Here is a 26,676-nt window from a genome sequence, read left to right as displayed (position 1 = left end):
TTCTCAGTAGGATCAAAGTCTTTTCTCATCAGTCGTTTTATCGTTCAAATTATCGTTCAAAATGAATCAGATGTGTATCCTCTCCCAAAGATAATGTGGAATAATGATTCAGAATAGGAATGTCTCCATTGAATTCAATGGGCAGGACCACATAGCTGGATTGGAAGTAATCCGATCCGTTCCAGCGATCTGCAAAGTATAGATACTCCTCTTCTGATCGCTTCAGCACAAATGCTGGTTGCGTTCGGTACGTCGTTTCATCGCCAAAATCGCTTAGCATCCCCCATGGTCCATCCATCGTATCCGCCATCGCGTATTTCCCTTGATTGGGGTCCCAGCCTGTGCAAAATGAGGTCAGCATATAATACTTGCCATTCCGTTTGAAGACAGCTGGCGCCTCCCGATATTCCCCTTGCCACAGCTTTCCGACAAGACTTTCTACATTAAGATAATCCTTCTGCAGACGATAGATGTGCAGGTCCGCATTGTCTCTGGCAGCCGAAATAAAATATGCTGTCCCGTCATCGTCCTGAAAGAGCGTGCAGTCACGCGACATATACCCGTACGGATTAAAGCTGCCATGATACACGAAATGGCTATCCGGAGAATCCGATGTGGCAATGGCGCATGCGGCATCGTTGTAATTATTACCATTCTCATAGTGAACCCAGAGGACGAACTTCTTTGTCACCGTGTTGAAAAGTACTTTAGGCCGTTCAAGATTCACCTTTCCACCTTTATCGTTCACTAATCCCAGATTTGTCCGAACTCGAATGGGTGCAGCTGGCGTAGAGGTCGTCAAGATATGGTTTCGAAACTCCCAGTTGAATAGATCTTTGGAACGGTAACAACTCACATATATATCGTCTCTCCGATCTTCGCCATACCAGTAATAATAGTCGTCATGGAATAACATATGTCCACCATGGGCATGGATCGGCTGACCGCTAAGATCCTTCCAAAGTGTACCATTGGTTAATTGATTATTCACACGGTTACCTCTCTTCTTTTAAGAACAACGTTAATTGGTGTCCGATCCAAATACCTTCACTTCCCAAAGTCTTGGCGTGTACCAGTTGTTAGGGTTGTTATGAAGTGACGCATTTTGCATGTTAATTCGTACGTATCTGGCAGCAGTGCTCGATAGCGTATCTGAGGTGAAACCGTAAGATGTGTTGTTGGTTCGATCCAGTGCTACGGTCCAGTTTACATTATCCGTGCTGGTCTCAATTTTGTATTTGTAAAATCCTTCGGAGCCTTTTTGCATCCACCAGGAGATTTGCACATTATTTAACTGTTGAACGGAGCCGAGGTCTACCTTCCACCAATGTGGCCAGGAACTGCCTGTGCCGATCCATTCGGTTTGATAGTTACCATCATTAGCATAACTTGCCGGATTTGTTCCAGTAGCCGTTTGGGCTGTTGCCGGTTTACCCTGAGACAGCAGTTTTCCATTCTGAACCGGAATTAGGACATCATCGCTTGTGTTGTACAGGACTTGATCAAAATAATCATAAAATGCGTAACCATCGGAGAACCACACAGGAAGAAGTCGTTCCTCCGTTGTTCCGTTTTGCGTACCTGCCCAGCCGAACATCCAGCGATACGCAACCATAACTACGTTGTTGCCCGTATCTGGCTTCACCCGCATAACGGAACCGGACTGCGCCGAGAAGGTTGACGTGTTGCCAATTGTCCGTAATTCAGACCAATCTCCGTCAATGCTTGTTGCTGATGAATACAAGGGTATACTCGGGTACCAACCTGCCGCTTGGGAAGAGAACAAATAATAAATGCCATCTTTTTTGATCATCTTGGGCAGTTCCCTGTGTTGATTTTGATAAATAACAGAAACTTGGTGATCCACATCCAACCAATCGGAGGTTAACTTATATAAGATGGTGTCCGAATTATTATTGGCCGTAGAGATCAGATACGCCGAATCATCGTCATCTTTGAAAATGGAGATATCCCGGGATTGGTTCCCTTCCGGCCGAAAGCTTTTGTGAAATGTAAAGTCTTCTCCAGGTGTAGCTGAAGCCACAGATACTCTGGCAAGCGTGTAATCTGTACTATTTTCATAGTGAGCCCAAAAAACGAATTTGTTTGTGGGCGCATGGTATAGAATATTAATCCCCTCAAATTTGGAGTTCGCCAGATCGGGATGATCCGTGTAGGACAGGACCACTTTGTCGTTACCGTAGGTGATATCATCTGTTGATGTCTGTTGAATCATTTCTCCAAATCCACCTGATGGCTTTTGAACAAAATTAAACCTGTAGTAGGTATCCCCAACTTTAAGTTCATTCGGGAGCATAAGCGTTGATTGCGTTGTGTTATCAAAAGTTGTGAGGTCTTCTGGAAGGCTATAAGGGGTATATTCTGGCGAGACAGCGGAGGTTAACAAGGAAGTTCCGCCATATGCCTTCACTTGATACTTGTATGTGTTACCTATATTGAGTTCATAATCATCCGTCGTTGTACCGGTTAAGGTCTGTAATAACGTATAAGGTGCATTGTTCTCGGATCTGTATAACTCGTATGCAGTCGCTCCCTGGACAGGTGCCCAATGAATTTTGGCATTGGATACTTTGGATTCATTCTTCAGGACAAACAGTGTTGCAGCGATCTTGGTCTCTTCACCAGCAGTAGCGTGAACGGTTTGAGTTGAGGACGTTAAATGCACTGTTAACAACATCAATGCAATGACGATAGCCATCCACGATTTACCTTTGATCATGTCTCATCATCTCCTTTTTTTAGAAGACCAACCTCCCTGTTGCCGGAAGGCTGGTTCAGGTGAAACTAGACTTTATTTCAAATTCATCAGTGTCATTACATCCGTCTCGCTGGCTTGGTTGTACCATTCGTTAACTTCTTCGATAACGGTGTCTCCGCCTTTTTCATGCCACTGTTTCACAAAGGTATCAAATGCTTCAAGCGGCTCATTGCCATATATGATTTTGGTGAACGTCTCTTGTTCCATGGTAGTCAACTGTTCCCACACATTTTGCATCGTTGGTGTTGGTGGACCGTTAAACTCATTTGGCAGTAAAACATCTCTGTTTTCATACGAAATCCGATATCCATCCTGTGTCGTTTGATCTTTTGAAGCGCTTTGAATGAGGACGCCCGTGTCGGCTTTAACTCCATTCGCCAGATCGTAGTACGATTGGCCAGGACCATCAACACTCGGTGTATTTTTGGTAAATGCCATTTTCCCAACGCCCTGCACAGCCTCTAATGGCGTATTAAATTTCGTTGGATCAAAAGTGACTTCGTCGTTGACGATATCGTAATCGTATCCCTGCGCGTAGCCGTATTTAAAATCTCCCGTACTGAACGCCGCGTCGTACATTTTATCGTAGTACAGGAAGAAGGCTTCCATGTTCTGAAAATCCTTGTTAAACATGAACACACCATCGTTCAACTGGGCGGATTGATAGGTCTTATCACCGTTCACACCTTGAATGGTCGGATAAGCACTGATTTTTGCACCCTCCACATTTTTCTCTACGTCCTTCACACTGTCGTAAAGCCAAGGACGACCAATGATGATACCAGCTTTCCCCTCCGTAAAATCGGACAGTGCATCCCATGCACCTTGGGTGGCCAATTCTTTGTTCAAGTACCCTTTTGCATACCAATCGCGTAACTTGGCAAGTGCCTCTTTGTTGCCAGCAGCCACAGATCCATACGTGAGTTTGCCATTGTCGTTATGCCATTGCCTTGGAAGATGTTTGCCCGTGTATGCGCTGAATATCATGACCGGATCGCTGACCCAGCCCGTATTGTAGGAATCTTTACCTGAAAAAGTAAAGCCGTATGTGTCTTTCTTGCCGTTCCCATCGGGGTCCTCATTAGTGAACGCCGCGATGACTTGTTCAAACTCCTCAATCGTTGTTGGCGCTTTCAAGTTTAAACTGTCCAACCAGTCCTGGCGGATCAACATGACTTCACCTTCCGTCAAATTCGGCGCAATGGCCATCCCGTAGACCTTGCCCTCCCTAACCACTGGATTGAAGGTGGTCGGGTATTGTTTGTATATTTCTTTTATCCGGTCAGGCATGTAGGTTGAGATGTCTTCTGTAATCTCCTTGACTTGCCCCGACTCAATCAGATCATTGACCAGCATGGTGTCATAGACGGGCAGAACGTCGGGTAGTTTCTCCGAACCTGTCAACGCCAGCCGCAGCTTGGTATTGTATTGTGAAGCATCACCTCCCAGCAGGGTGGTTTGGATTTTGATACCCAGGTTTTGTTCGCCCCAGCGGGTCAATACATTGTCATTTAACGTCTCACCGTTGATGTACTTTCCAGCATTTTCATCCTGTTGTTTGGCGATGGTGATCGTAAACGGTGGATCATATTTTCCGTCCTTAAGCACCGATGCCGGTACGGTCTCGGAAGCACTCTCCCCTTTGCTACAGCCAGCCATAAGAATAGCCGACAGCATAACCATACTTACCATTTTCCATAAATCAGTTCTTTTCTTCATGGAAACATGCCCCCTTCACTCACTCAATTTGTTTTCTATATAAGCTCAACTAATTTCATATTTACACTGACACTCCGATGACAGAACAACCTTCTGATCGCTGTTATCCCCAGAATTTTTGATTCACTTTTACAAAGGTGAAATTCTGGTAATAGCGTATGCTTGCGATGCAGCTTTCTTTCAGAAAGCTTTTAGGCGAACGCTCCGCTTCTTCAGGCTTTTTCTGTCCTCTCCGTTATCGTGTAAATTTTAGTTGAATTTATATAGCGATCCAATTTTTCGTCATCCTAACTATTCTTTGACGGCACCTAGTACAATTCCCTTCACGAAATATCGTTGTAAAAAAGGATAGACCAAAATGATCGGTAGTGTGCTGACGAAAATTTGAGCTGCTTTGATACTTTGTTCCGACATTGCAGCGACTTCAGACTGGCTCATCGCCATATTTTGCATATTGCTCTGCACGACAACGGTCTGTAAGAACGAAGCCAGCGGATACTTACTTGCATCCGACATGTACAAAATCCCGTCAAACCAGGAGTTCCAGTGCCCCACCATAATGAACAGGGATACGGTTGCGATGCCAGGCAGAGATAATGGTAAATATATTTTGCTGAGAATTACGAAAAAGGACGCTCCGTCAATGAAAGCTGCTTCTTCCAAGGCTTTTGGAATCGTTTTGAAAAAATTAACGAGAAGAATCAAATTATAAGCACCAAAAGCGCCTGGAAGCACAAGCGCCCATATGGTGTCCTTTAATCCAAGGGCTGTGATCAATATGTAAGAAGGTATCAATCCCCCCGAGAAGAGCATGGTGAAGATAAAAAACCACATGAGCACGTTGCGTCCCCGGAATTCCTTGGACAAGGCATATCCTGCACAGGTAAGGATAAACATGCTGATGGTTGTACCCAGTACGGTTCGAGTGATGGATGTCAGCATGGCACCGTTGAAATTAGAATTGTTGAACGTTTTTACATAGGCGTCCACATTGAACCCGACTGGCCAAAATGAAACCATATTACCGCTAATAGCCGCTTTGCTGCTGAGCGATTGTGCCAACAGATGAAGTAGTGGAAGAAAACACGCCAGACCAGCCAGTATCATGAACGCGTAATTAAAATAGGAGAATACTCTATAACCTGTCGTCTTATGGTACATGATCCCTCTCCCTCCTAGTTAGAATATTTTGTAATTGGCATACTTATAGGCCAGCCTATAAGAGACAACGATCAAGATCAAGCTAATCCCCGATTTGAACAGTCCTACAGCGGTTCCGAAGCCGTATTGCCCGTTTAACAAGGATGAACGGTAGACATAGGTGTCAATGATATCTCCTGTACTGTAGACAAGCGGATTGTACAGATTGAAGACTTGATCAAAGCCCGCGTCCAGAATATTGCCCAGACTCAGCGTAGAAATGACGATAATCATGGGCAACATGCTAGGCAAGGTAACGTATCGAATTTGCTGCCGGCGTGTGGCCCCATCGATCTCGGCCGCTTCGTAATAAGATGGATTAATCCCTGCAATGGTCGCTAAGTAGACAATCATGCCAAAACCAAAGCTCTTCCACACATCGCTGATCACAACCGTGAACCGAAACAGATCAGGATCACCCAAGAAGTAAATGGGATCGTTCCCGAAAATCCGGGTTAAGATGTGATTGATTCCTCCGTCTAATCCCAGAATGTCGATCATCAACCCTGCCACAGTAACCCAGGACAAGAAATGCGGTAGATACACCAGTGTCTGTACACTTTTCTTAATGCCCATATTTCGGATCTCGCTCAGTAGAATAGCCATGACAATCGGAACGATAATACCAACGATAATTTTGGAAACGGCGATAATTAACGTATTAACGATCGCTTGTGTGGCTTCTTTGTACTGGAAAATTCGTTCGAAATTATCTAACCCGATCCACCGGGAACCTGTGATGCCCAACCATGGTTTGTAGTCCTGAAATGCCATAAGCAAACCTACCATCGGGCCATAAGAAAAGATGCACACAAACACAAATGCGGGAATACACAGAACGTACAAAGGCCAGCTTTTCTTGATTTCCTTTTTGAATGAAGTCCGCTGGGAAAGCTTTGTTTTTGTTTGTTTCGCGGATCTGGCGGGCACAATCTCGTTAATGTTGCATACCTCCTCTATGATGGATTTTCGAAAGCGATCCTTGAAGATAAGCTTAACAAAAGCGCTTTCATTCCAAAATGCCAAAATTTCAAGATCATAACCCCGCCCTGAAGCATTTTAAAACCGCTTTCATTTATCACCAATGCTACCCTTCCGCTTTTCGAAGGTTTGGCTTATATTAAAGTTAATCCGATCTGGAGTTTGAACTTCTACGTTTGGCGATATGAAAGGAAACACATATGATCAGAAAAATGTATATGAAACGATTCATCTATTTCTTTGTTTTTTTTCTGCTGCTGACGTTGAGTTTGTTTTTCGTAATGAACCGATTGAGCTCCAAGACACTTGAAGAAAATCTGATTGGAGCTTCCAAAAACCAGCTTGATTATGTGAAAGGCATTCTTGACGGGATTATGTACGAGGCAAATATGTACGGGGTTCAGTATGCAGCTGACAGCGATGTCCGGTTTTATCAGAGGCATGTTATTGAGCTGAGCAATTACGATTCCCAAATGAAGAAAAATGAAATCGTTGATCGCTTGCGGCAAACGCTCCTATCCAGTCGATCGATTGAATCGATCGGCATTTACTGGAAGTCTGAAGAAACGTTTCTGTCCACGAACAATACACAGGAAGCGAGACTTCCGTTCAAGGATGTTCATCAACGGGGATGGCAAATTGTCGGCAATAGCTTGTATTACTTTGCCCTCTACCCTTACATCCAAAAATCCGGACAAAATGAACCGACTCAGTACGTCGTTGGTGTAAAGCTGAATACCGATTATTTGAAAAATCTGCTGAAAAAGGCTGTGAACAACGACAGCTCAAACGCTTTTTTTTGGTTTAATTCCCATCAGCTATGGAGTGAGAAAGAAGTCGACAACGATCTATTGAAAGCGGTTACTGAAATGATTTCTCCACAGCCGGAGATCACTTTGAAATATGATTATCATACCAATTCGGACGATTACTATGTTCTTTCCCGATATATTGAATCAATTGACGCCTACCTGATTACATATACACAGACAAATGATTTTCTGCAACCGATTGACCGTAACCGCAAAGTATTTTTTGCCAGCATTTTAGCCGTTTTCACGCTTGGTTTGGTTGTGATCTTTACGTTTTACCGGAACTATTACCGTAATATTCGTTTGTTGGAACGGAAGTTTTCACAGGTCGAACAAGGCAATCACAACACCCGTATTACCGAAAATACGGATAGAGAGTTCTACAGCCTGTTCAGAAGTTTTAATCATATGGTTACCGAGATCCAGGATCTGTTCGTATCCTTGAAGACTGAAACGGAACTAAGACGAAGTGCGGAACTTCAACAACTCCAAGCTCAGATCAATCCTCATTTTTTGTACAACAGTTTGTTTTTCATCATGTCGGTGGCTCAGTTTTCACCTGATTCTGTCATGCGCATGAGCAAACATCTAGCTGAATATTATCGTTATTTAACGAAGTTGGACCGGCATGAAGTCACGCTGGAAAGCGAGCTTCAGTTTGCGGAACATTTCCTGATTATTATGGCTCTTAGCAAAAAAATCGAGTACAGCATTGATCTGCCGCCGGAACTGGCGTCCCTTCCCCTCATGCCGTTGATCATCCAGCCAGTGGTTGAAAATGCGATTCAACATGGAATCGAAGGACAGCAAGGTGCCCATCGGGTGACGATTGATGTCAAACAGACGGAAGCTGTGATAACGATCAAGGTCTCCGATGACGGAAAAGGTCTTTCGCTGGATGATATCCGCAGCCTGGAGGCTCGGCTTGAGAGCGATTCTCCCCCTGAAGGAATTAAAGGCGTAGGGCTCTGGAATGTAAATCGACGTCTGAAAAATACGTACGGCGAACGTAGCGGGTTACATTTTGCTACCAATGATTGGGGCGGCTTGTCCGTCCTGCTGCTCATCAGCATTCCCGACGTGAAAGGAGATAACTAATGCGATTATTAATTGTGGATGACGGACATTATGTCGTTGAGTATATGAAGCACTTGCTCGATTGGAACACCTTTGGCATTGATCAGATCGAGACGATGACCAATTCGATTGAAGCCCGGGACATGTTGACTCAAAACCATATCGATATTCTGATCACTGACATCCGAATGCCCGAGGTTTCAGGAATCGATCTGCTTCAACATATCCACCAACATAACTTGCCAACCAAAGTCATCATCCTTTCGGGCTACTCCGAGTTCGAATATGCGCAACAAGGAATTCGTTTAGGAGCGCTCGACTACTTGCTCAAACCTGTCGACAAAGATGATGTGGAGAAAGCCATGTCTAAAGCCATCAACAATATTACAAAGACACGTCCCGCTCAATCGATCGCATGGGAGAACTTTGATGGATTGGCGTTTCTGCTATCGTTGCTTGGTCATAACGAGACATTAAGTAAGGAATATGAGGCTTATACCAAATTTTTAGAGAAACGCCGTTTTTGCTGCTTTAAGCTGGAGGGTTTTACACAGGAACATGAGGATGTTATAAAACATGCTGTCGGAGACAATTTGGATCGTCTCGTTTGGAATGCGGGAACGCGACTGTTCGGTCTTGTTCCGGAAGAAGCTGCTGGGGAACTGACCATCAAACTGGAGCACTCGGTCGTGTCCCCTCCCTTTTCATTGACTGATCGAAACGTGACCCGTCAGATGTTCTACAGGTTCTTCCTTAATGAGGATGTACACTCAGAAGACTTCATAGGCATATTCAACCATTCTCCATCATGCGGTGATTGGGAGTCAGCCGGAAATATCATTAAAAAATATGATCAAATCCGTCTCCGAAAACAAAAGGCAATCTTTCTGATGAAGACCATTCGATATGTATATCTGACGGATAAGGATCGCGACATCTCTGAAACCGTGGATTGGATATTCAACCGGTTACGGTATCCTGATGAACTATGGTCAACCCTTATGGATCGGGTCAGTCGGATCAGAAACAACAAACAGATGTCCATTCAAGGCATCGTCGACAAAGTGCAAACGTATATCGAAGATCATCTGTCACATGGCCTTAGCCTGGATGAACTGGGAAAAGTTGCACATCTCCATCCTGTTTACATTTCCAAACTGTTTAAACAGGAGACAGGCGAAAATGTGTCAAACTACATTTCCAGGAAAAGATTGGAGAAGGCTTCTCAACTGCTTCAAGATTCGGCACTTCGTGTAGCCGATATAGCGCAAATGGTTGGTTACCGAAAAAATCAATATTTTATCCAGTTGTTCAAAGTGGAATACGGAGTTACGCCCTATCAGTACCGCAGAAATATGATCCATCAATGAGAGCGAATAAATAACTTCATTAAATGGATATAAATCGGGTTGACCATGTAGCCATTCGGACTTACGGAATATCTCTTACCCGTGTCCAATCGTCGTATTTGTTCCATTTCCTTCTCATTCAACTCAAAGTCGAATATTTCATTGTTCTCTTTAATCCTTTGAGGATTCGATGATTTGGGGATGACAATAATTCCACGTTGCAGATGCCAGCGCAAAATGACTTGGGCAACCGACTTCTGATGGCAAAGGGCAATTGCCGCCAGCTCCGGATGCTCCAGCAGCGCTTTGCTTCCCTGCCCCAACGGTCCCCAAGCCTCATGCAGAATCCGATGCCGAACCATATAATCATGCAATTCGTGTTGCGGAAATTCCGGATGGGTCTCGATCTGATTTACCATCGGCGAAATCCGGGAATGCTTCTTCAGATGCTCCAGATGCCGTATCTTGAAATTGGCTACACCTATAACTTTGATTTTACCTGAGTCGTATAATTCTTCCATCGCCTTCCAGGCATTCACGTATTGAGGACCGGCAAAATGAATTAAATACATATCGAGATACGTTACGTTCAGCTTCTGGCAAGTCTGCTCGAACGCCTTTTTCGTCGCGCGGTACCCCAGGTCTGTCGTCCATACCTTGGAAGTAATGAAGAACTCCTCTCTGGGAATGTCGCTGTTTTGGATGACTCGACCTAGCGCCGCTTCATTACCGTAAATTTTGGCTGTATCGAAATGGCGATAACCCATTCGAATAGCCTCCTCGACAGTCCTATCGAAGGTCCCCCCGTCTTTAATCTTATATAGGCCGAACCCGAGTTGCGGAATGTCCACTCCGTTTGCCGCTACGACTGTCTGATTCATTCGCAACTCCCCCTCCCCGTGTTTCCTATTTGTTGTTCCGAAGCTTGTTCTTCGCATTGTGCTAGCAACTTTTCTATTTGGTTCACCAGGTTTTTCAACAATTTCAACTTGCTACGGGAGTCAAGGCTGTAATAGTTGAGAGTTCCTTCTTTGCGAACACTTATTATCTGTGATTCTTTCAATATTTTCAGATGATGTGATACGGTCGGCCGGGAAAGGTGAGTCTTCATCCTGATCTCTCCTACGCGCATGCCGGGTTTTTGCGGCCCTTGAATCAAGGCTATGAGGATGGCTTGCCGGGTTTCGTCTCCGATCGCATTTAACACCTTCTGATTGTTCTTAAATTCGATAGCAATCGTGGTCGCAAGTTCCTGATCCAGGTAAATCATCCCCTTCCATTTAGAACGTTTAATACTTTTGTAGATACAGCCTATCACAATCTCGGATTCGGCTGTACATCGGGAAAGAAATTCAAGAACCTATTTTTCCCATGTCTTAAGAATACACTAGCAAAAGAAGAACCCCCCCAGACGAATGGAGTGGCTTCTATAAATTGAACTTATTTATTCTTCTGTGCAATGATGATATAGACGGGTTGGTTAGCAACTTGCGTCGGTGAATGGATCGTATTTATAACTGAGAAACCTGCCTTAATGATTTCCTCCTCCATGACCTTCGATGAAACTCTTGGACCAGTAGGCATCACCGACTTCTCTAATTCAATGCACAAAAAAATCCCTTTGTCTTTTAATAATCTGTGAATTTCACCCAGTACGATTGAAAGAGGTTGAACCTCGTGTAAGGATATTGAAGCAACAGCCTTTTCAAATCTTTCGTTCCCAAGTGGCATCTCTTTGAAATTTGCGGCAATGGTTTCAATATTGGTTATGCCTTTTTCCTTAGCTTTCACCTCTAGATACTGTAAAATATCATTATCGTAATCCAATGCAACTACTCTTTTCACATAATTAGCAAAAGCAAAGCTTATATAACCTGTGCCAGCCCCAAGGTCTAATAGTTCGTCCTCTTTATTAAGCTGTATAAACTCAAATAACTCCTCTGCTGGGAATCTCTCAATATTCTCTAAGTGCTCAATTTTTCTTTGTATCTTAGGATTCATTTTCATACTCCTCACCTAAACGTATTTGCAAGAACATTTACGGTTCACTTGTTTGGAACTGATATTGTAGATATAAATTATCTTTAATCACTACGATATAAAGAACAAGATTTGTAAATAACAAATATCCCTCCGACCCATATGGCGTAAGAAATCCCGCAAGCCTTTGACCGCGGGTATTTAGAAAAAAGGAATGTAATTACATAAATCTTTATTGGAATAAGTTCTTTCCCCTCAACCTTTAAGATAGGCAATTACATGGATAAAACAAAAAAAAGCCGCTGATTTAGCGACTTTGAATGATATTATAAAACCAACAATTCAAACTCTTTGAATACCTGAACTCCAGCAGATTATTCTATGAAAAATATTTTCCTGAGTGTAAATCTTCTATTTCTTGAGAAAGTCTTTTAGTATGTAACTTCATATAACATTGAGCTTTTTGCAAAATATCTGTATGCCCACCTAGATCATACAAGATTGTAGTAGATAACACTTGTACAATATAAAGGCTCGTTTGAGTTGCCATCCATTCAAAAAAATTGAAAAACTTCTCAATTTGTTCTGTATCATCATTTTCACGAAGCAATCCTTCAACATAAGTAGCCACTTCATCACCAAAAAACACATGTCCTAGAAACTCTTGATATAAATCCAAATGTTCTATATAACAATCGTGGAATTCAGGAAAAAGTTCTAAAAATTGATTGATTAAAATACCTTTCTCCATTCTCCAAGCTCCCTACCTTCCTGCCAGCAAATACTTACTGTTCTTTTGGTTTAAAAAACATCTTGCCAACCATAAGTCCCATAGCAGATGAACAGATCAGATACCCAAAGAACAAGAAAAGTAAATAAACACCATGAAGATCTGCAGGAATCTGTTTCAAACCTTCAAACCAAGCTAAACGAAAAGGATAAAAAATGACTACCCAAATGATCAGCAAGAAAAGAAGAAAATTAATTATTTTTAGCACAATAATGATCCTTTCAAGCTTGAGTGGAAACAGTTGAATGTATATGCTTCATCTTTCATTTCGCATTACCTTACCACTGTCCGCACTATAATAGTTAGCTTATGTATTAGGGTTGATATGTTGAATCTATAAATAATTACTAATTATAACAGGAAACACTAAGGGTATATCTTATTCTTCAGTCCAACGTCAACGTTAAGTGTATAATTCGTGTCTTGCTTTAAGTTTAGGAAGATGATCGTTACGGCAATAAGAAGCCCTTTCATTTGGTAGAACGAGCTTCTTTTTGCGTTTCACGATAACACTTTATGCTTACTGGACACCAGGCGCGTTTTCATTCGTAGTTAAATTCGATCTTTTCTTCTTTCTTGGCTGCCCTTTCCAGGACAGATATGTCCAAATCCGTAGCAGGTACTCGACAGGCCCATTGCTAAATTTCTTAAGATATAGCGGACTGAGCCACAATTGAGTACCGTACACAGCAAGCGCAATAATTGCTCCGATAAACACGCCCGCACTTCCAAACAGTCCCAGGCCATATCCATAGAAAATTGTCGTACAGATTACGCTCTGCATCAGATAATTCGTCAACGAGAGACGGCCAACCGCCTCGAACCTGCCCAACAGGCTGGAACGGCGGTTTCCCGCATACAACAGCGCAAATGCGTATATGTATCCCAGTGCAAGCAATGTTCCTCCAAGCGTCCCCCCGATTCCGATACCGAGCCAACCTTCCGCACCCAATTGTGGCGCCAATACGCCGTATGCTTTGAGTATCAAACCTACTGGAATCAATAACGATGCCCGGCGAAGATACATACTCCGCATCGTTTGGGGATCGCTAAACGTGCCGATTCTGGCAGCGTGCATGCCGAGCAGGAACATCGGTACTGTCATGAGTGGGGCTAACAGCAGGATCAACAAGGCAAATGACAGCTCCAAATCCCCGCCGAATGGATCGCCGTTATTACTGAAATTTCTGATTTCCGCGTATGAGCCGCTACTGTATACACCCTGACTTTGAATGATGTAGTTCTCCATATGAATGGACTCAGTAGCCAGCGGGTTCATCGGATTAGATGCCGGGATACCAAGTATGCCCGCTCCGATGAGTAGCAGTACCGCCCAAATGAGCAGCGTTTTGGGCTTCCGATTCAGGAACATGAGCAGGAAGAAACCGAGTACGCCATAAAATGCCAGGATATCCCCTTCCCACAGATAGATGATGTGCAATAATCCGATTCCAAACAGTAGTAGAAAACGGCGTGCCAGATGACACTTTGGCCGTAAATCTCGTGATTTTAGGCTTTCCGAGAGCTTAACCATTCCGAAGCCAAACATAAATGCAAAAATCGGCATAAAACTGCCCACCACAGTGATCAGCAGGAACGAGAGGAAAGCCTGATCAGCTCCGCCGATCCTGAACAGTTCGGGTTTACTCTGGCCATACATTCCATATTGAAAAGCCAGCATATTCGCCAGCACAATGCCGGCCAGACTGAATCCGCGCAATCCATCAATGACTTGAACGCGCTTTTTTGATGTGCTCAATCAATCACCTCTGTCTATAACATAAAGATCAGATCTAAATATACGTTAAATCCTTCCATAATTTCAACATAAATTAATAAGTGAACGTTTATATTATGATTTACTTTGACGTACCAATAAAACAAAGACAAAAAAAGTCGCTAAATTTAGCGACTTTCAGTTTGAACACCTTAAAGAGTGACAATAATCGGACCATTTTTAGTAAGAATAATGGTATGTTCTATTTGAGCTACATAGCTGTTTTTAGTAACAAAGGTCCAGCCGTCTCCCGTTTGTTCTACTTCTTCTTCTGAAGTTGAGATAAATGGCTCGAATGCGATAACCATGCCTTCTTTTAACAATTCATCATCCGATGGATCATTATAATTATAGATGTGGTCAGGTGCTTCGTGTATTCCACGTCCAACACCATGTCCTGTAAGGTTTTTGATAACCGTTAATTCATGCTGTCTGGCAGTTTGGAATACGGCTTTCCCGATTCCACTTTTTTTGGAGCCTGGTTTTGCTTTTTTAAGACCTGCTTCAAATGCCAGTTTAACAACGTCGCATATTTTCGTTAACACTTCTGCACCTTCGCCTACGACAAACGAGAGTCCCGTATCTGCAAAATAACTGTTCTTGGAGCCAGACACATCAATATTAACGATGTCCCCTTCTTGAATAACCCGATCTCCCGGAATACCATGTGCCACTTCTTCATTAACACTAATACAAGTAAATCCCGGGAAATTATATTCACTTTTTGGTGCAGAAACTGCGCCAGCTTTCTCAAAAAGCTCTCCTGCCAAATCATCAAGCTCTTTAGTGGTTATGCCTGGGATGGTTCTTTGAACCAATTCATCTCTAATTGAAGCCACAATTTTGCCAATTTCCTTCAAGCCATTAAAATCTTCTTCTGTTCTTGCGATCATTTTTTCTACCTCACTATCTTTTATCACTAATTGATTACATAAGTATTTTTTTGATTGAACATTAGATAATCATATCCAAAGCAGCAAAGCTTCGCAACTTTTTTATCAAGCTCACAGATCAAAATCCGATGAGTTCAAACAGTTTTGTTTTTAGTAGGGCACCATGACGTTGATCAATTGGAGATCGTAATGCGAAGATTAGAAAAGAAAGCCTCAGTCCCGATATCTACGAATAGACCAATATATCCAGTGATCACTGTCGCTTTAGTCTGATCTATAGAAATACACTCGGTCCCACCAATATATGCTTTCAGATTTGAATTATCCATGACTAATGTAAGATTAACCCACTCTGCAGGACCAATGTCTGCTCCCGCTTCGAAACGTCCATCCGGGTATTCCTGTCTCAGTCTGTCGAACTTCCAATCCGGATATGCGAAATACTGGAGGGCACGTTTGTCGCGCGGTGCCTCTGGTTGTGTCTTTAAGCCATTAAGGGGACGAATATAAACGGCTTCAAAGGCATCCGTATGGTCACTTATGCGATATGCCAGTCCTGCAAATCCGCGTGCATAAGCCGGAGCATCATCTCTTAACTTGCTAAAGATGTCCACCGATAAAGTACCATTTTTAAATTCTACAGGAATTTTCAAGAATGTTGGCATGTCGATGAAATCAATGTTTGGTACACCATCGGATACCTCATCCGTTAACGTAACTCGTAATGTATGACGACCGCCCATCTGAACTGGGGTGGCAGTAACCGAGTGAGGTTGTGCTCCTTCTGGAATCGTCTCAAGATTGTAATCGATGATCCGATTGCTCATAACTTTCTCCTCCTCATTCATTCGTGATTACGATTTTACCATTCGCTGTATTGCTCTCCATGAACAGATGAGCCGCTGCTATTTCTTCGAGCTTGAACACTTTAGCAATGGGCGGGACAAGCGCATGATCCTTGATGTGGTTAAACAGATTGACTAACACCGTTTCTTTAATAACTTCACTTGTAAAAGCCGTAAACAAAACACCTGACGGTATATCAATTAATGGTTCAAACGAATTAAGGGTCCATTCATTGCCCAAGATGCCTGACATGCATAAGATGCCTCTCTCCGAAACCAATTGCAAAGACTCCTTCAAGGTAAGCGTTCCGATCAATTCCAGCACTTTGTCTACGCCAGTTGGAGCAATTTCAACTACTTTATTTGTAAAATGTTCATCATCCAGTATTGCGAAGTCCGCACCCGCCTGTTGAAGATAAGCCAGCTTTCCGCTGTCACGAGTGGTCGATATGACGGTGGCTCCTACGCTTTTGGCAAGCTGGAGGGCAGCCAGGCCAACGGAACTGGTCCCGCCACGAATGAGAAGTACTTCTCCCGTAGTTAATTGAAGACTTTCAAATAACGATGCGTATGCCGTGTAATACATTTCCGGAATGGCAGCGAGCGTAGTCCACTCCAGTCCTTCAGGAATGAGATACACCTGCTCTGAAGGAATCAAAGCATACTCCGCATAGCTTCCATCAAATTCTCGCCCCAACCCTCCCATCAGAGAAGCAACATGCTGCCCTTTTTGGAATGTGCTATCCGATGCGTCCTCGATCTCCCCCACGCACTCAATACCAATGATCCGCGGAAATTGTACGGAGGGTGAGTGCCCCTGCCTTGTATACATTTCTGAGCGGTTAATGCCAAATGCTCTGATTTTGATTAACACCCAGCCTGGTTTAACTTCGGGAATAGGAACCTCCTGTACGTTTAGTTCTTCAGGTGCGCAGGCACCTTCCAGTACAACTGCCTTCATCACAATTTATCTCCCCGCTCCGATATAGATTCGTTTTTCCAACTGAATGAATAATGCATTTGTCGCTAGGGCAAGTCCTGCGGACAGGATGCTTCCCCATAGAATTTTATCGATATTCATGGTGCGTAAACCATCATATAAGATCGTCCCTAACCCGCCTGCGTTGATAAATGCAGCAATAGTCGCCATACCAATCGTAGATACGGAGGCAAGTCGCAGTCCTGTAAAAAGGGTTTGAATTGCCAAGGGTGCCCGAATCTGAATCAATATTTGCAAACGACTCATGCCCAGCCCGGTAGCCGCCTCAATGATAGGTTCGTCCACATGATTCAAACCGGCGATAAAATGGCGCAGAAGAATGTATTGATTATATAGAATCAGCACGATGATTGCCGTCGTTGTACCCAACCCCGTCACAGGAATCATGATGGTGAACAAAGCCAAGCTGGGGATGGAATACAGAATGGAAAAAACATAAATGAAAACGCGTGACACCCAGTCCGAAGTCAGTACTACGATGGTAAGAATCACGGCAATAATAATGGAGATCACCATGGTAATGACCAGGATCTCCATATGCTCTAACAGGGCTTTTCCCCACTTATCTGGATGTTTGATGGCATAGTCTATCATTTTAAGTCCTCCCAGAAACGCTCTTGCTCCCTTGAAGATTGAATAAGCGACGCTACAAATTCATCGGCAGGATGATTAACGATTTCTTTTGGCGTATCAAACTGGCACACTTTTCCTTGATTCATAATAATGACCCGGTTACCCAACTTGAACGCTTCATTAATGTCATGTGTGACGAACAAGAATGTTTTATTCGACCCTCCATGAATTTTCAATAATTCATCCTGTAAATGGAGACGGGTAATCGCGTCCAAAGCTCCAAAAGGCTCGTCCAGAAGCATGATCGCAGGATTGGTCGCCAAAGCCCGGGCGAGTCCAATTCGCTGTTGTTGTCCTCCAGATAATTGGGAAGGATAGCGATGTTCATACGTCCGAGGGTCCAGTCCCACCAGATGCAGTAGTTCGGAGACCCTCTGCTCAGTTTTCTCTTTATCCCATTTCAAAAGACGAGGTACGGTAGCGATATTTTTCGCGATAGTCATATGCGGGAACAATCCAACCTGCTGGATGACGTAACCAATCTTTCTTCTTAACATCACGGGATCTATAGCCGCAATATCTTCTCCAAACAGCTGAATGTTTCCCTGAGAAGGTTCATACAAGCGGTTTACCATTTTCAAAAGTGTTGTTTTTCCAGATCCAGAGGAGCCTAGTATCGTAATAAACTCCCCTTCATCAATAGACAAATTCACATGATTCACTGCGTATTCATTGGAGTTTGAATAGGTTTTGCACACATGATGAAATTTGATGGCTGGTGGCCCCATATTACCATTACGTTTATTGGATGGATTCATAAAAGGCTTTTGCAACGTCTTCATATTCTTCTTGCTCGACATCCACTTTGGCATTAAGTGCTGTGATCGTGTCTGTGTCCAGTGCCGAACTGATCTTGTTGATGACTTCAGCGATATCTGGATGTGCAGACAGTACTTCATCCCGGATGACAGGAGCTAAGTTGTACGGGGGCCATACTTGTTTGTCATCTTCCAATAGGATGTACTGATCTTTATTTACGAGTTGTCCCTCCGTCGTATATGCAGGTGCAACATCTGCCTCGTTATTTTTAAGCACTTCATATTTCAGACTATTGTCATACACTTTGGAGGACTTCCAGTTTAGCTTGCCATATACTTTTTCCAATGCCGGAATACCATCTGCACGCTGATCCACTTCGCCTTGGGAGGCAAATCGAAGCTCGGTTGCATGCTTTTGCAAATCAGTAATCGTCTTGATCCCCAATTTTTCCGAGGCTTCTGCACGAATGACGAGCCCTGCTCCATCATTAGCTTTGGAATAGTCGAGCCAGGTTAAGTTGAATTGTTTTTTATATTCTTCCTTCACTGTGGCATATACTTCATCCGGATCTGTCAACAAGTCCAGCTTCAGGATGGCTAACAAACCGGTGCCTGTGTATTCGGGGTACATATCGATATCTTGATTTACAATGGAAGAATGGATCACAGAACCCGCAATGTTAGGTACACGCTCTACTTGGTAACCAGCATTCTCCAACGCCAAAGCGTAAAGTTCCCCCACAATCAGATTTTCAGTGAAATCTTTGGTGCCGATTCGAATCGATGTTTCTTTATTTTCCGAAGCCTGATTTTTTTGCTCACCACATGCACTTAATACGAGTGATAATGCGATGATAAGTGAAGTTATGATATAGATTTTTTTCTTTTTATTTTTCATGTCGTTTTCCTACCTTTGCAAAAATTGATATCGAAATAAAATTCGTTCGGATATATCAAGCAAGACTCCGATGACGATGGCTAAAATCGCCACAGCTCCCCCGCCAATTAGAAGCAAATCGATTCGATTGAGTCCCAGACCGGTAAAAATGATCTCACCGAATCCCCCAGCTCCGATCTTGGCCGCCAAGGTGGCACTGGCGATAATTTCAATGGCAGCTGTTTTGATGCCTGTCACAATGAGTGGTGCAGCAAGAGGGAACTTGATCTTCCACATCATTTGAAGATCTGACATGCCCGCCCCTTGAGCAGATTCAAGAATGGATAGAGGAATATGGTTCAAACCGGAAATGGTATTCATCAGTATGGGAGGTACCCCCAATAAGATTAAAGCAATCAATGCTGGCTTCGTACCAGTGCCCATTAACGGAATTAATAGAAGTAATACAGCCAGGCTAGGTACAATCCGCAAAATCTGAATGAGCGATACAATCCACTTTTCCGAGCGTTTGTATGTGATGGTCAGATATCCCAGCGTTATTCCGATCCATGCAGAACAAAGCAATGCCAGTAAACTGACCTGTATATGCTCTCGTCCCAGAGCGAAGAAAGCACGCCCATGGTCTGAGAAATAGGTTGCCAATTGCATCCACAAGTTTTCTTGCAATATGTTCCCTCCTTTCATTTAAGTTGCTTTTCCCTCGACAGCTTTATAATATAAGCATTATAATCGTTTTGAAAGTAGGCACCTTTTTATTAGATAGGAACCAAAAAGTAACTATTGGAGGATTAGCTTAAATGTTTACCAAAAAAGAGTTGCCCGAATGCCCTGTAGCAACAACAGTTGGTTTAATAGGTAACAAGTGGAAATTGCTTATCATGAGAGATCTTCTGAAAGGAACCCAACGGTTCGGTGAGCTTCGCAAAAGTATTCCGGAGATCAGCCAAAAGGTATTAACCGAAAATTTGCGTTCCATGGAAGGAGACGGTATTGTCATTCGCACCGTATATGCGGAGGTACCGCCCAGAGTCGAATACAGCTTGAGTGATTTAGGTAATACGCTGAGACCCATCATTAGTGTGATGGAAACATGGGGAATGGATTATAAGAAGCTGAATGAAGATACTACGACCCATACAGCTGAATAGGATACGGACAGTAGAAAAAGAGCGCACCCATGTTTAGGATGCGCTCTAAATTAGCTGTTCATGGAGAAATCGCTTTTGGCCCACTCCGCAACCCTTCGACTACTTTCTTCTTCCGATAGATCTTCAATCCGAGTCAGAATAGACCACCGTACGCCAAAAGGGTCTAGTATACTTCCGAATCGATCACCAGACGCAAAGTTAATAATCTCTTCTCTTACTTTCGCCCCTCTGGATACGGCGGTTGCAATGGTTTCATCCACATTAATGACATAAATCCCTAAAGAATAACATGCATGATCTTGATCTGGGGGCAAAGCCAATTGATATGCCTGGTTCGCTGCCCCCAGCTGTAAAAACCCATTTCCAAAATCCAATTCGGCATGAACGATCATTGTGTTACCCTTTCCATCCGGATGCTCAGTGATATCCTTCACCCTTGCATTGAAAACAACTTTATAGAAATGGATTGCTTTAGAAGGGTCCTTCACTGTTATAAATGGAGTAATCGATGTAACGCCGTTAGGTGTGCCCTTCTTTGTATATTTTCCGGATACTGCCTTGTGTTTTGTCTGTTCACTCATATGTATACTCCGCCTTCCTTCTCAGTAATCCGAGATTGTCATCATTATAAAACAACTTCACTGACATCTACTGTCAGTGAAGTTGTTAAAGTTGATAATATTCCATTAACTCGGATACAACAGCAACAAGTCTGTCCTTCACACGCTGTGGTTCGATGACTTGAATGGATTTCCCATAGGATAGGAGAAAATAGGGGACGTATGTATCTATTGATTTTTCATCAAATAAAAAGATGGCTTGATTGGGAGTCCGCTCTTCCAGATAATGTCCCATAAACCAATGCAGCCCCAAGTCATCCAATGCTTCTGATCGGCCTTCGATAAACAAGGAAATTAACCCCTCTTTGCCCACTACATCAGGTAACAAATTTTGCATAAATAATTCACGAGCAGAAAAAGATTCAGAACGCTTAAAGCGAAGCGAAGTAGGCTTGATTCGCAGAATACGATCTGCCCGAAAGCTGCGGAATTCATTTCTCAAGTGGCAAAACGCAATGGTATACCATTTATTATTCCAGTAAACCATTCCATACGGGTCTATTACTCTTTTTTTGGGTTGTTCATCACGGCTTCTGCGATAATCAATTTCGACAGAGCAATCATTCGCCACTGCTTGCTCCAATTCCGCCAAGATCGGCTGAAACGATGGGTCTCCCATGCGATTGATAACGTTAAACCCGGCTAAATGACGACGAAGTGTGTTTTCCTGCTCCTGATTTGTATACATTTTCAATTTGGATGTTGCATTGTCCAATGCCTCACTCAAAGGGTATCCAGCTTCTTTTGCAAACACAGCAGCTTGGAGAAGTGCCTTTTTTTCATCAATATCAAATAACAGAGGTGCTTTGATATGCTGATTCAGCAAGCTATACCCGCCGTTGTGACCTGTATCAGAAATGATCGGTACTCCACTGGCACATAATGCATCAATATATCGATATACGGTTCTTATATTGATTTCTAACTTTTCGGACATTTGTTTTGCAGTTACTTTGGTGCCTGAATTCAGCATCCATAGAATGGCTAACATATTATCGTTCTTTGGCATAACCTACATCCTTTGAAAAATATTATTAAATAAATCCTCTATCATTAATTAACTATACATTATCAAGCAAGCATAACTAAAGACAATGGGATCAGTATACCATTTATTAAAGGAAAATTTGATGTTACATTGTACAGTTTCAATGAGAAAACCAAGTTATATTGCATACAAAAGAAACCACAGGAAATCTTTCTCTCTGCGGTTTCTTTTGTATTATTTCCTCTAAGTTATTCTACCTTATCCAAAAGCCCGAGTATAAGTGTAATCGCCTCCGCCCGAGTAGCTGTCTGCATCGGTGCAAAACGATTGCCGCCTACACCGCCTACCAGTCCGGCCTCTACAGCAGAAGCTACATATGAAACTGCCCATGCCGGAACATCCTTGGCATCTTTAAAGTTTAGTTTTGCATTAGAATCAGTAGGGATTCCTCCTGCACGTACGATCATGGTGACCATCTCTGATCGGTTTAGTGTTTTATCTGGCCCGAAAGAACCATTGGCGTAACCATTGACAATGCCCAGGGATGCAGCTGCTGCAATGTACGGTTTGGACCAAGCAGGAATTTTGTTTTCATCCGTATATTGAACATTGTTGCTTACGTTATTCAGATTTAATGCACGACCTAGCATTGTGATGAATTCGGCACGTGTGACTTTCTGATTCGGACGGAATGTATCATCGCCATAACCATTCACGAATCCAGCTGCAAGCGCTCGATCAATGGCAGATTTCGCCCAGTGCCCAGCCGTATCTTTCATTGGTGGTGTGTTTTCACTATTATTATTATTGTTGTTTGATCCTGCCCCTGTCTCATTGCCGGGATTGCTTCCGTTGCCAGTACTGTTGTCAGGACGGTTCTCGGTTACTGTATCTCCAGCGTTTCCTGAGGAGTTATTCCCGCTGCTGGACCCGTTACCTGAGCCGGGATTTGATGGTCCCGGATTGGATGTACCCGGATCTGGAATCGTAGTCTCTGTTTTCTTCACAATACCAAACTGATCAATGATGAACGGAGTGGCCCCATTCACATTCTGATCAATTTCATACGTAATCGCCGTCAGTTTGCTATCATCTATCGTAATTCCCACAAAATTTTGGACCTGACTACGTTTGGGACGGCGGTTATCACTTGGGTCCGGGCCATATTGTGCCGCATGATTTTCTTCTGCACGCTCAAAAAGACTGTAGTAGGCCTCTCCCAGACTCGTGCTTTGATTTTTGTAATATACTTTTGGACCTGCTGTTGCCGGAATCAGATAGATTGTGCCATCGGGATTCACAGAGTACTCCATCTTCTGTCCATTTTGCATTTCCGTGACTATTTCTGGTTGACGTGCGCTCCCCTTCTGGTCAATCGGTTTGGTGCGTGCATAGATATGGTCATGCCCCTGAAGAACAAAATCAATGTCAAGTTCCGCCATGATCGGAGCAATCTTGGAGCGTACTCCATTCACTCCCATAATGTCAGAGTCTGTTGCATGGTTCGATGTTGTGTAAGGGCCTTTGTGAATGTTGACGATGACCCATTTTGCTCCCTTTTTCTTGGCGGCCTGAACATCATCCTTCAGCCACTTGACTTGCTCTAACGAAAAATTGTCATACTCCGTTGAATCCTCATTGGAATTCAATACAACAAAATGTGCATTGCTATAGTCATAAGAATAATAAGCTCCTGTTTCTGTTGCCGAATTCACCGGAGGCTGTACATTAAAATGATCAATAAAAGCATAGTTTTCGTCCTCATGATTCCCGGAGGATGGGACAATGGTTGTATTCAACAGGCTTTCCTGTGAATGTCCGAGCAGCCAGTTCCATTGTTCTTCTTTGACACCTTTATCAACAATATCACCGTTATGCACAACGAACTGTGCATCCGGTACTGTAGTCAGCGCTTTGGCCAACGTCTCGGAAGACAGAATAGCCTCATCTTCTTCTTTCGCTTGCGTATCCGCCAGATCAATGAAAGTGAATTTGCCTTTTACTGGTGCTGTACGGAACGTACCTGTTGCACTCCATACTTGCTTGGTAGCATCGCCTACACGGAAGAAATAGGTCGTATTTGCTTTCAGATCTGTCGCTTCTGCTTTGTGCATCCGCTCGGTTGGAGCATTGGCAGGCTGAGCAGAACGTCCTTCAAATAATTTGGCTTGTGCGAAGTCAGGTGCTGATGATGTTTTCTCCACGACTTGAAGGTCGCTTTGTACTAGTTTATCTGACGTATACCATGTGAACCCTTTGCTCTTGGTCGGATCTCCATGGAACGTTACCGTTATTTTGTTGATCTGTTCTGGAACAGGAACCGTATTCGTTTCTTTGAGAATTCCGAATTGATCTACAATGAACGGCTCTCCGTTATTGGTATGTTGGTCAACCTCATACGTTACAGCAGTAAGTTTGTCACCATCGATTGTGAATGAAACAAAATTCTGAACCTGGCCTCTGGCTGCGCTTGTAGTATCACCATACTGCCTTGCATGATTCTCTTCAGCACGCTCGAACAAGCTGAAATACGCTTCACCTAATTCTGGCTTTTGGTTCTTAAAATATACTTTTGCCCCTGCAGTAGCTGGAATCATATAGATTGTTCCATCTGGTTTTACTGCGTATTCGATACTCTGTCCGTTCAGAGTCTCCGTAATTTTGGACACATCTTCAGCTGTGCCATCACTTTTTATTGGCTTTGTCCGAGCATAGATATGGTCATGTCCTTGAAGAACCAAATCGATACCCAGTTCATTCATCAACGGAGCAATTTTATTACGTACACCGTTTGCACCAATAATATCGCTGTCTGTGGCGTGGTTGGATGTCGTATACGGCCCTTTATGGATGTTCACAATGATCCACTCTGCTCCGGCAGCTTTTGCCTCTTCCACATCCTGCTTCATCCATGCCACTTGCTCGTTGGAGAAGTTGGCGTACTCCGAGGAATTTTCGTTGGAGTTCAGTACGATAAAATGAGCTTTGCTGTAATCATAAGAATAGTAAGTACCTGTTATTGTTCCAGCATTGTCTGGCTGCTTCAGGTTAAAGTGCTCGTAGAACGCATAATTCTTGTTCTCATGATTGCCCGCGGATGGTGCAATAGTCGTATTCATCAGACTGGATTGGGAGTGACCAAGCAACCAGTTCCATTCCTGCTCTGACGTTCCATTTTCTACAACATCACCATTATGAACAACAAACGCAGCATCTGGAACCTGGGTTAACGCTTTAGAAAGTGTAGAGCCAGATAGAATAGCCTCATCCTCTTCCTTAGCTTGGGTATCCGTCAGGTCAATAAACGTAAAGGCTCCGTTCGTGGGAGCTGTTTTGAATGTGCCAACCTCACTCCATATGCCCAGATCTTGGTCGCCAACGCGAAAATAATAGGAGGTATCCGGAATAAGATCTGTTGCTTCCGCCTTATGCACCATCTCTCCCGGAGAGTTGGAAGCCACGGATGAGCGTCCGTTGAAGCTTTGCGCTTGACTGAAGTCAGAAGCGGATCCCTGGTTCGGCAACACTTGAACAGTGCTTTGTGTGGATGCAAGAGGTGTATACCAAGTGAAGCCTTTACTCGTGGTAGCATCACCATAGAAGGTAACGGTTACTTTACTGATATCCAGTGATGGCGCTTCCGCCAATGCTTTAAGCTCCATGTCAAAATACAAATCTGAGCTGCTGTCGCTTTGTTGATGAACTTCAACCGCAATTTCGTTGTTGCCATCGTGCAGATAGGTTTTCAACGGCTCAGTCAGATCAATGTCCTCATACATTACAGGCAAATCTTGACTTGAAGTTGCTTTGGTTGAATACTGAATCTCGCCCTCAGGCATACCAAAGCGACGTATTTCCACACCGTTTACATAGATAACTGCCCCATCATCAATTCCGAACGTGCCGAGAATTTGTCCATAACCATTAATTTCATCCTTATTAACGGTTAGGTTTGTTCTTAAATAGGTCGTCCGGTGTTTTAACTTTTTGTCGTCACCATAACTCACTTCCGTTTTGAGAGGCCCGAAATAAGAAGTGCTTATACCGTTACCGTTGTCCTTGTAGCCAAACGGGGCGGGTCCGATTTCCCATGATGAATCATCATATGAAGTACGCCATTGCGATTCCAGATTCTGACCCTGATCGAAGTATCTCCAATTGGCGTTGCGTTCTAACAGAATGTCAGGCTCAGATAACGATGCGGCTTGAGCTGAATTGACTCCCCCAATACCCGCGAACCATCCGAATATCAAAGAAAGCGATAACAGGATAGGTAACATCTTTTTGTAGAAGTGACTGATCATAATTCTCTCCCTTGTCTGTTTGATAGATTGGCTTATGTAATTCCAAACAGAACTAGCATAACAAGAGGAGATCAAGGGTCCATTACTTGAATGTAAAACTTATGTAAAAAATTACATCTAATATA

General features: G+C 43.4%; 23 protein-coding genes. 3 read left to right on the top strand and 20 right to left on the bottom strand.

What is annotated here, in order from left to right:
• Window positions 1-49: 49 nt before the first annotated feature.
• The 5 genes from MKY87_RS00590 to MKY87_RS00570 all read right to left on the bottom strand — a co-directional run bounded on the left by MKY87_RS00590 (window position 50) and on the right by MKY87_RS00570 (window position 6,562).
• Window positions 50-991, bottom strand: a complete 942-nt coding sequence (locus MKY87_RS00590; protein WP_340914643.1) for a family 43 glycosylhydrolase — start codon at window positions 989-991, stop codon at window positions 50-52.
• Between the two features lie 30 nt (window positions 992-1,021).
• Window positions 1,022-2,740, bottom strand: coding sequence for a discoidin domain-containing protein (locus MKY87_RS00585; RefSeq protein ID WP_340962494.1), 1,719 nt, complete (start codon window positions 2,738-2,740; stop codon window positions 1,022-1,024).
• 72 nt (window positions 2,741-2,812) lie between these two features.
• Entirely contained in the window at window positions 2,813-4,498 is a 1,686-nt protein-coding gene (locus tag MKY87_RS00580; protein WP_340962492.1) for a hypothetical protein, read from the bottom strand.
• A gap of 291 nt (window positions 4,499-4,789) precedes the next feature.
• On the bottom strand, window positions 4,790-5,659 hold the full coding sequence (locus tag MKY87_RS00575) for a carbohydrate ABC transporter permease (RefSeq protein WP_017688372.1): 870 nt from the start codon (window positions 5,657-5,659) through the stop codon (window positions 4,790-4,792).
• An 18-nt stretch (window positions 5,660-5,677) separates the two neighbouring features.
• Window positions 5,678-6,562 carry an ABC transporter permease gene (locus tag MKY87_RS00570; protein WP_036616097.1) on the bottom strand — a complete coding sequence of 295 codons (885 nt, stop codon included), beginning with the start codon at window positions 6,560-6,562 and terminating at the stop codon, window positions 5,678-5,680.
• A 317-nt stretch (window positions 6,563-6,879) separates the two neighbouring features.
• On the opposite strand from MKY87_RS00570, the gene MKY87_RS00565 reads away from it, so the two are divergent.
• Together MKY87_RS00565 and MKY87_RS00560 are read left to right on the top strand one after the other, a co-directional pair.
• Window positions 6,880-8,589 carry a sensor histidine kinase gene (locus tag MKY87_RS00565; RefSeq protein WP_340962491.1) on the top strand — a complete coding sequence of 570 codons (1,710 nt, stop codon included), beginning with the start codon at window positions 6,880-6,882 and terminating at the stop codon, window positions 8,587-8,589.
• The gene (locus tag MKY87_RS00560; RefSeq protein ID WP_340962489.1) at window positions 8,589-9,938 is read left to right on the top strand and encodes a response regulator transcription factor; all 1,350 of its coding nucleotides are present in this window, start codon (window positions 8,589-8,591) and stop codon (window positions 9,936-9,938) included. The genes MKY87_RS00565 and MKY87_RS00560 overlap by 1 nt, the downstream gene beginning before the upstream one ends.
• On the opposite strand, the gene MKY87_RS00555 is transcribed toward MKY87_RS00560, so the two are convergent.
• The 12 genes from MKY87_RS00555 to MKY87_RS00500 form a co-directional block, all read right to left on the bottom strand.
• Complete coding sequence (locus MKY87_RS00555; RefSeq protein WP_339783845.1) at window positions 9,932-10,798, bottom strand: aldo/keto reductase; 867 nt, start codon at window positions 10,796-10,798, stop codon at window positions 9,932-9,934. The two genes, MKY87_RS00560 and MKY87_RS00555, sit on opposite strands and share 7 nt — an antisense overlap.
• A complete protein-coding gene (locus MKY87_RS00550) occupies window positions 10,795-11,187 on the bottom strand; it encodes an ArsR/SmtB family transcription factor (protein WP_339783846.1) in 393 nt (130 codons plus the stop codon). Before MKY87_RS00550 ends, MKY87_RS00555 begins: the two co-directional genes overlap by 4 nt.
• A 170-nt stretch (window positions 11,188-11,357) precedes the next feature.
• The gene (locus MKY87_RS00545; RefSeq protein ID WP_340962487.1) at window positions 11,358-11,918 is read right to left on the bottom strand and encodes a class I SAM-dependent methyltransferase; all 561 of its coding nucleotides are present in this window, start codon (window positions 11,916-11,918) and stop codon (window positions 11,358-11,360) included.
• A gap of 358 nt (window positions 11,919-12,276) precedes the next feature.
• Window positions 12,277-12,648, bottom strand: coding sequence for a DUF7674 family protein (locus MKY87_RS00540; protein WP_339783847.1), 372 nt, complete (start codon window positions 12,646-12,648; stop codon window positions 12,277-12,279).
• Window positions 12,649-13,207: 559 nt separating this feature from the next.
• Entirely contained in the window at window positions 13,208-14,446 is a 1,239-nt protein-coding gene (locus MKY87_RS00535; RefSeq protein ID WP_340962486.1) for a DUF418 domain-containing protein, read from the bottom strand.
• 170 nt (window positions 14,447-14,616) lie between these two features.
• Window positions 14,617-15,357, bottom strand: coding sequence for a type I methionyl aminopeptidase (gene map / locus MKY87_RS00530; RefSeq protein ID WP_340962485.1), 741 nt, complete (start codon window positions 15,355-15,357; stop codon window positions 14,617-14,619).
• A gap of 173 nt (window positions 15,358-15,530) precedes the next feature.
• Window positions 15,531-16,184, bottom strand: coding sequence for a hypothetical protein (locus MKY87_RS00525; RefSeq protein WP_339783850.1), 654 nt, complete (start codon window positions 16,182-16,184; stop codon window positions 15,531-15,533).
• 13 nt (window positions 16,185-16,197) lie between these two features.
• A complete protein-coding gene (locus MKY87_RS00520) occupies window positions 16,198-17,163 on the bottom strand; it encodes a zinc-binding alcohol dehydrogenase family protein (protein ID WP_339783851.1) in 966 nt (321 codons plus the stop codon).
• A gap of 6 nt (window positions 17,164-17,169) precedes the next feature.
• Window positions 17,170-17,796, bottom strand: coding sequence for an ABC transporter permease (locus tag MKY87_RS00515; protein ID WP_339783852.1), 627 nt, complete (start codon window positions 17,794-17,796; stop codon window positions 17,170-17,172).
• On the bottom strand, window positions 17,793-18,593 hold the full coding sequence (locus MKY87_RS00510) for an ABC transporter ATP-binding protein (protein ID WP_340962483.1): 801 nt from the start codon (window positions 18,591-18,593) through the stop codon (window positions 17,793-17,795). Before MKY87_RS00510 ends, MKY87_RS00515 begins: the two co-directional genes overlap by 4 nt.
• Window positions 18,577-19,491: a glycine betaine ABC transporter substrate-binding protein gene (locus MKY87_RS00505; protein ID WP_340962482.1), complete on the bottom strand. Its 915-nt coding sequence runs from the start codon at window positions 19,489-19,491 to the stop codon at window positions 18,577-18,579. The genes MKY87_RS00510 and MKY87_RS00505 overlap by 17 nt, the downstream gene beginning before the upstream one ends.
• A gap of 9 nt (window positions 19,492-19,500) precedes the next feature.
• Window positions 19,501-20,157, bottom strand: coding sequence for an ABC transporter permease (locus tag MKY87_RS00500; RefSeq protein WP_340962481.1), 657 nt, complete (start codon window positions 20,155-20,157; stop codon window positions 19,501-19,503).
• A gap of 131 nt (window positions 20,158-20,288) precedes the next feature.
• Here MKY87_RS00500 and MKY87_RS00495 point away from each other — a divergent pair, with 131 nt between their 5' ends.
• Window positions 20,289-20,639, top strand: coding sequence for a winged helix-turn-helix transcriptional regulator (locus tag MKY87_RS00495; protein ID WP_338586759.1), 351 nt, complete (start codon window positions 20,289-20,291; stop codon window positions 20,637-20,639).
• A gap of 50 nt (window positions 20,640-20,689) precedes the next feature.
• On the opposite strand, the gene MKY87_RS00490 is transcribed toward MKY87_RS00495, so the two are convergent.
• The 3 genes from MKY87_RS00490 to MKY87_RS00480 all read right to left on the bottom strand — a co-directional run bounded on the left by MKY87_RS00490 (window position 20,690) and on the right by MKY87_RS00480 (window position 26,551).
• Complete coding sequence (locus MKY87_RS00490; protein WP_340962480.1) at window positions 20,690-21,220, bottom strand: VOC family protein; 531 nt, start codon at window positions 21,218-21,220, stop codon at window positions 20,690-20,692.
• 85 nt (window positions 21,221-21,305) lie between these two features.
• Complete coding sequence (locus MKY87_RS00485) at window positions 21,306-22,268, bottom strand: helix-turn-helix transcriptional regulator (protein ID WP_340962478.1); 963 nt, start codon at window positions 22,266-22,268, stop codon at window positions 21,306-21,308.
• A gap of 227 nt (window positions 22,269-22,495) precedes the next feature.
• Window positions 22,496-26,551 (bottom strand): S-layer homology domain-containing protein, encoded by a 4,056-nt coding sequence (locus MKY87_RS00480; RefSeq protein ID WP_340962477.1) that lies wholly within the window; start codon window positions 26,549-26,551, stop codon window positions 22,496-22,498.
• Between the last annotated feature and the right edge of the window lie 125 nt (window positions 26,552-26,676).

The sequence above is a fragment of the Paenibacillus sp. FSL R7-0198 genome (assembly GCF_038000415.1).
Taxonomy (GTDB): Bacteria; Bacillota; Bacilli; order Paenibacillales; family Paenibacillaceae; genus Paenibacillus.
Note: the sequence above shows the minus strand (reverse complement) of the source record. Positions and strands in the feature narration are given on the sequence as shown.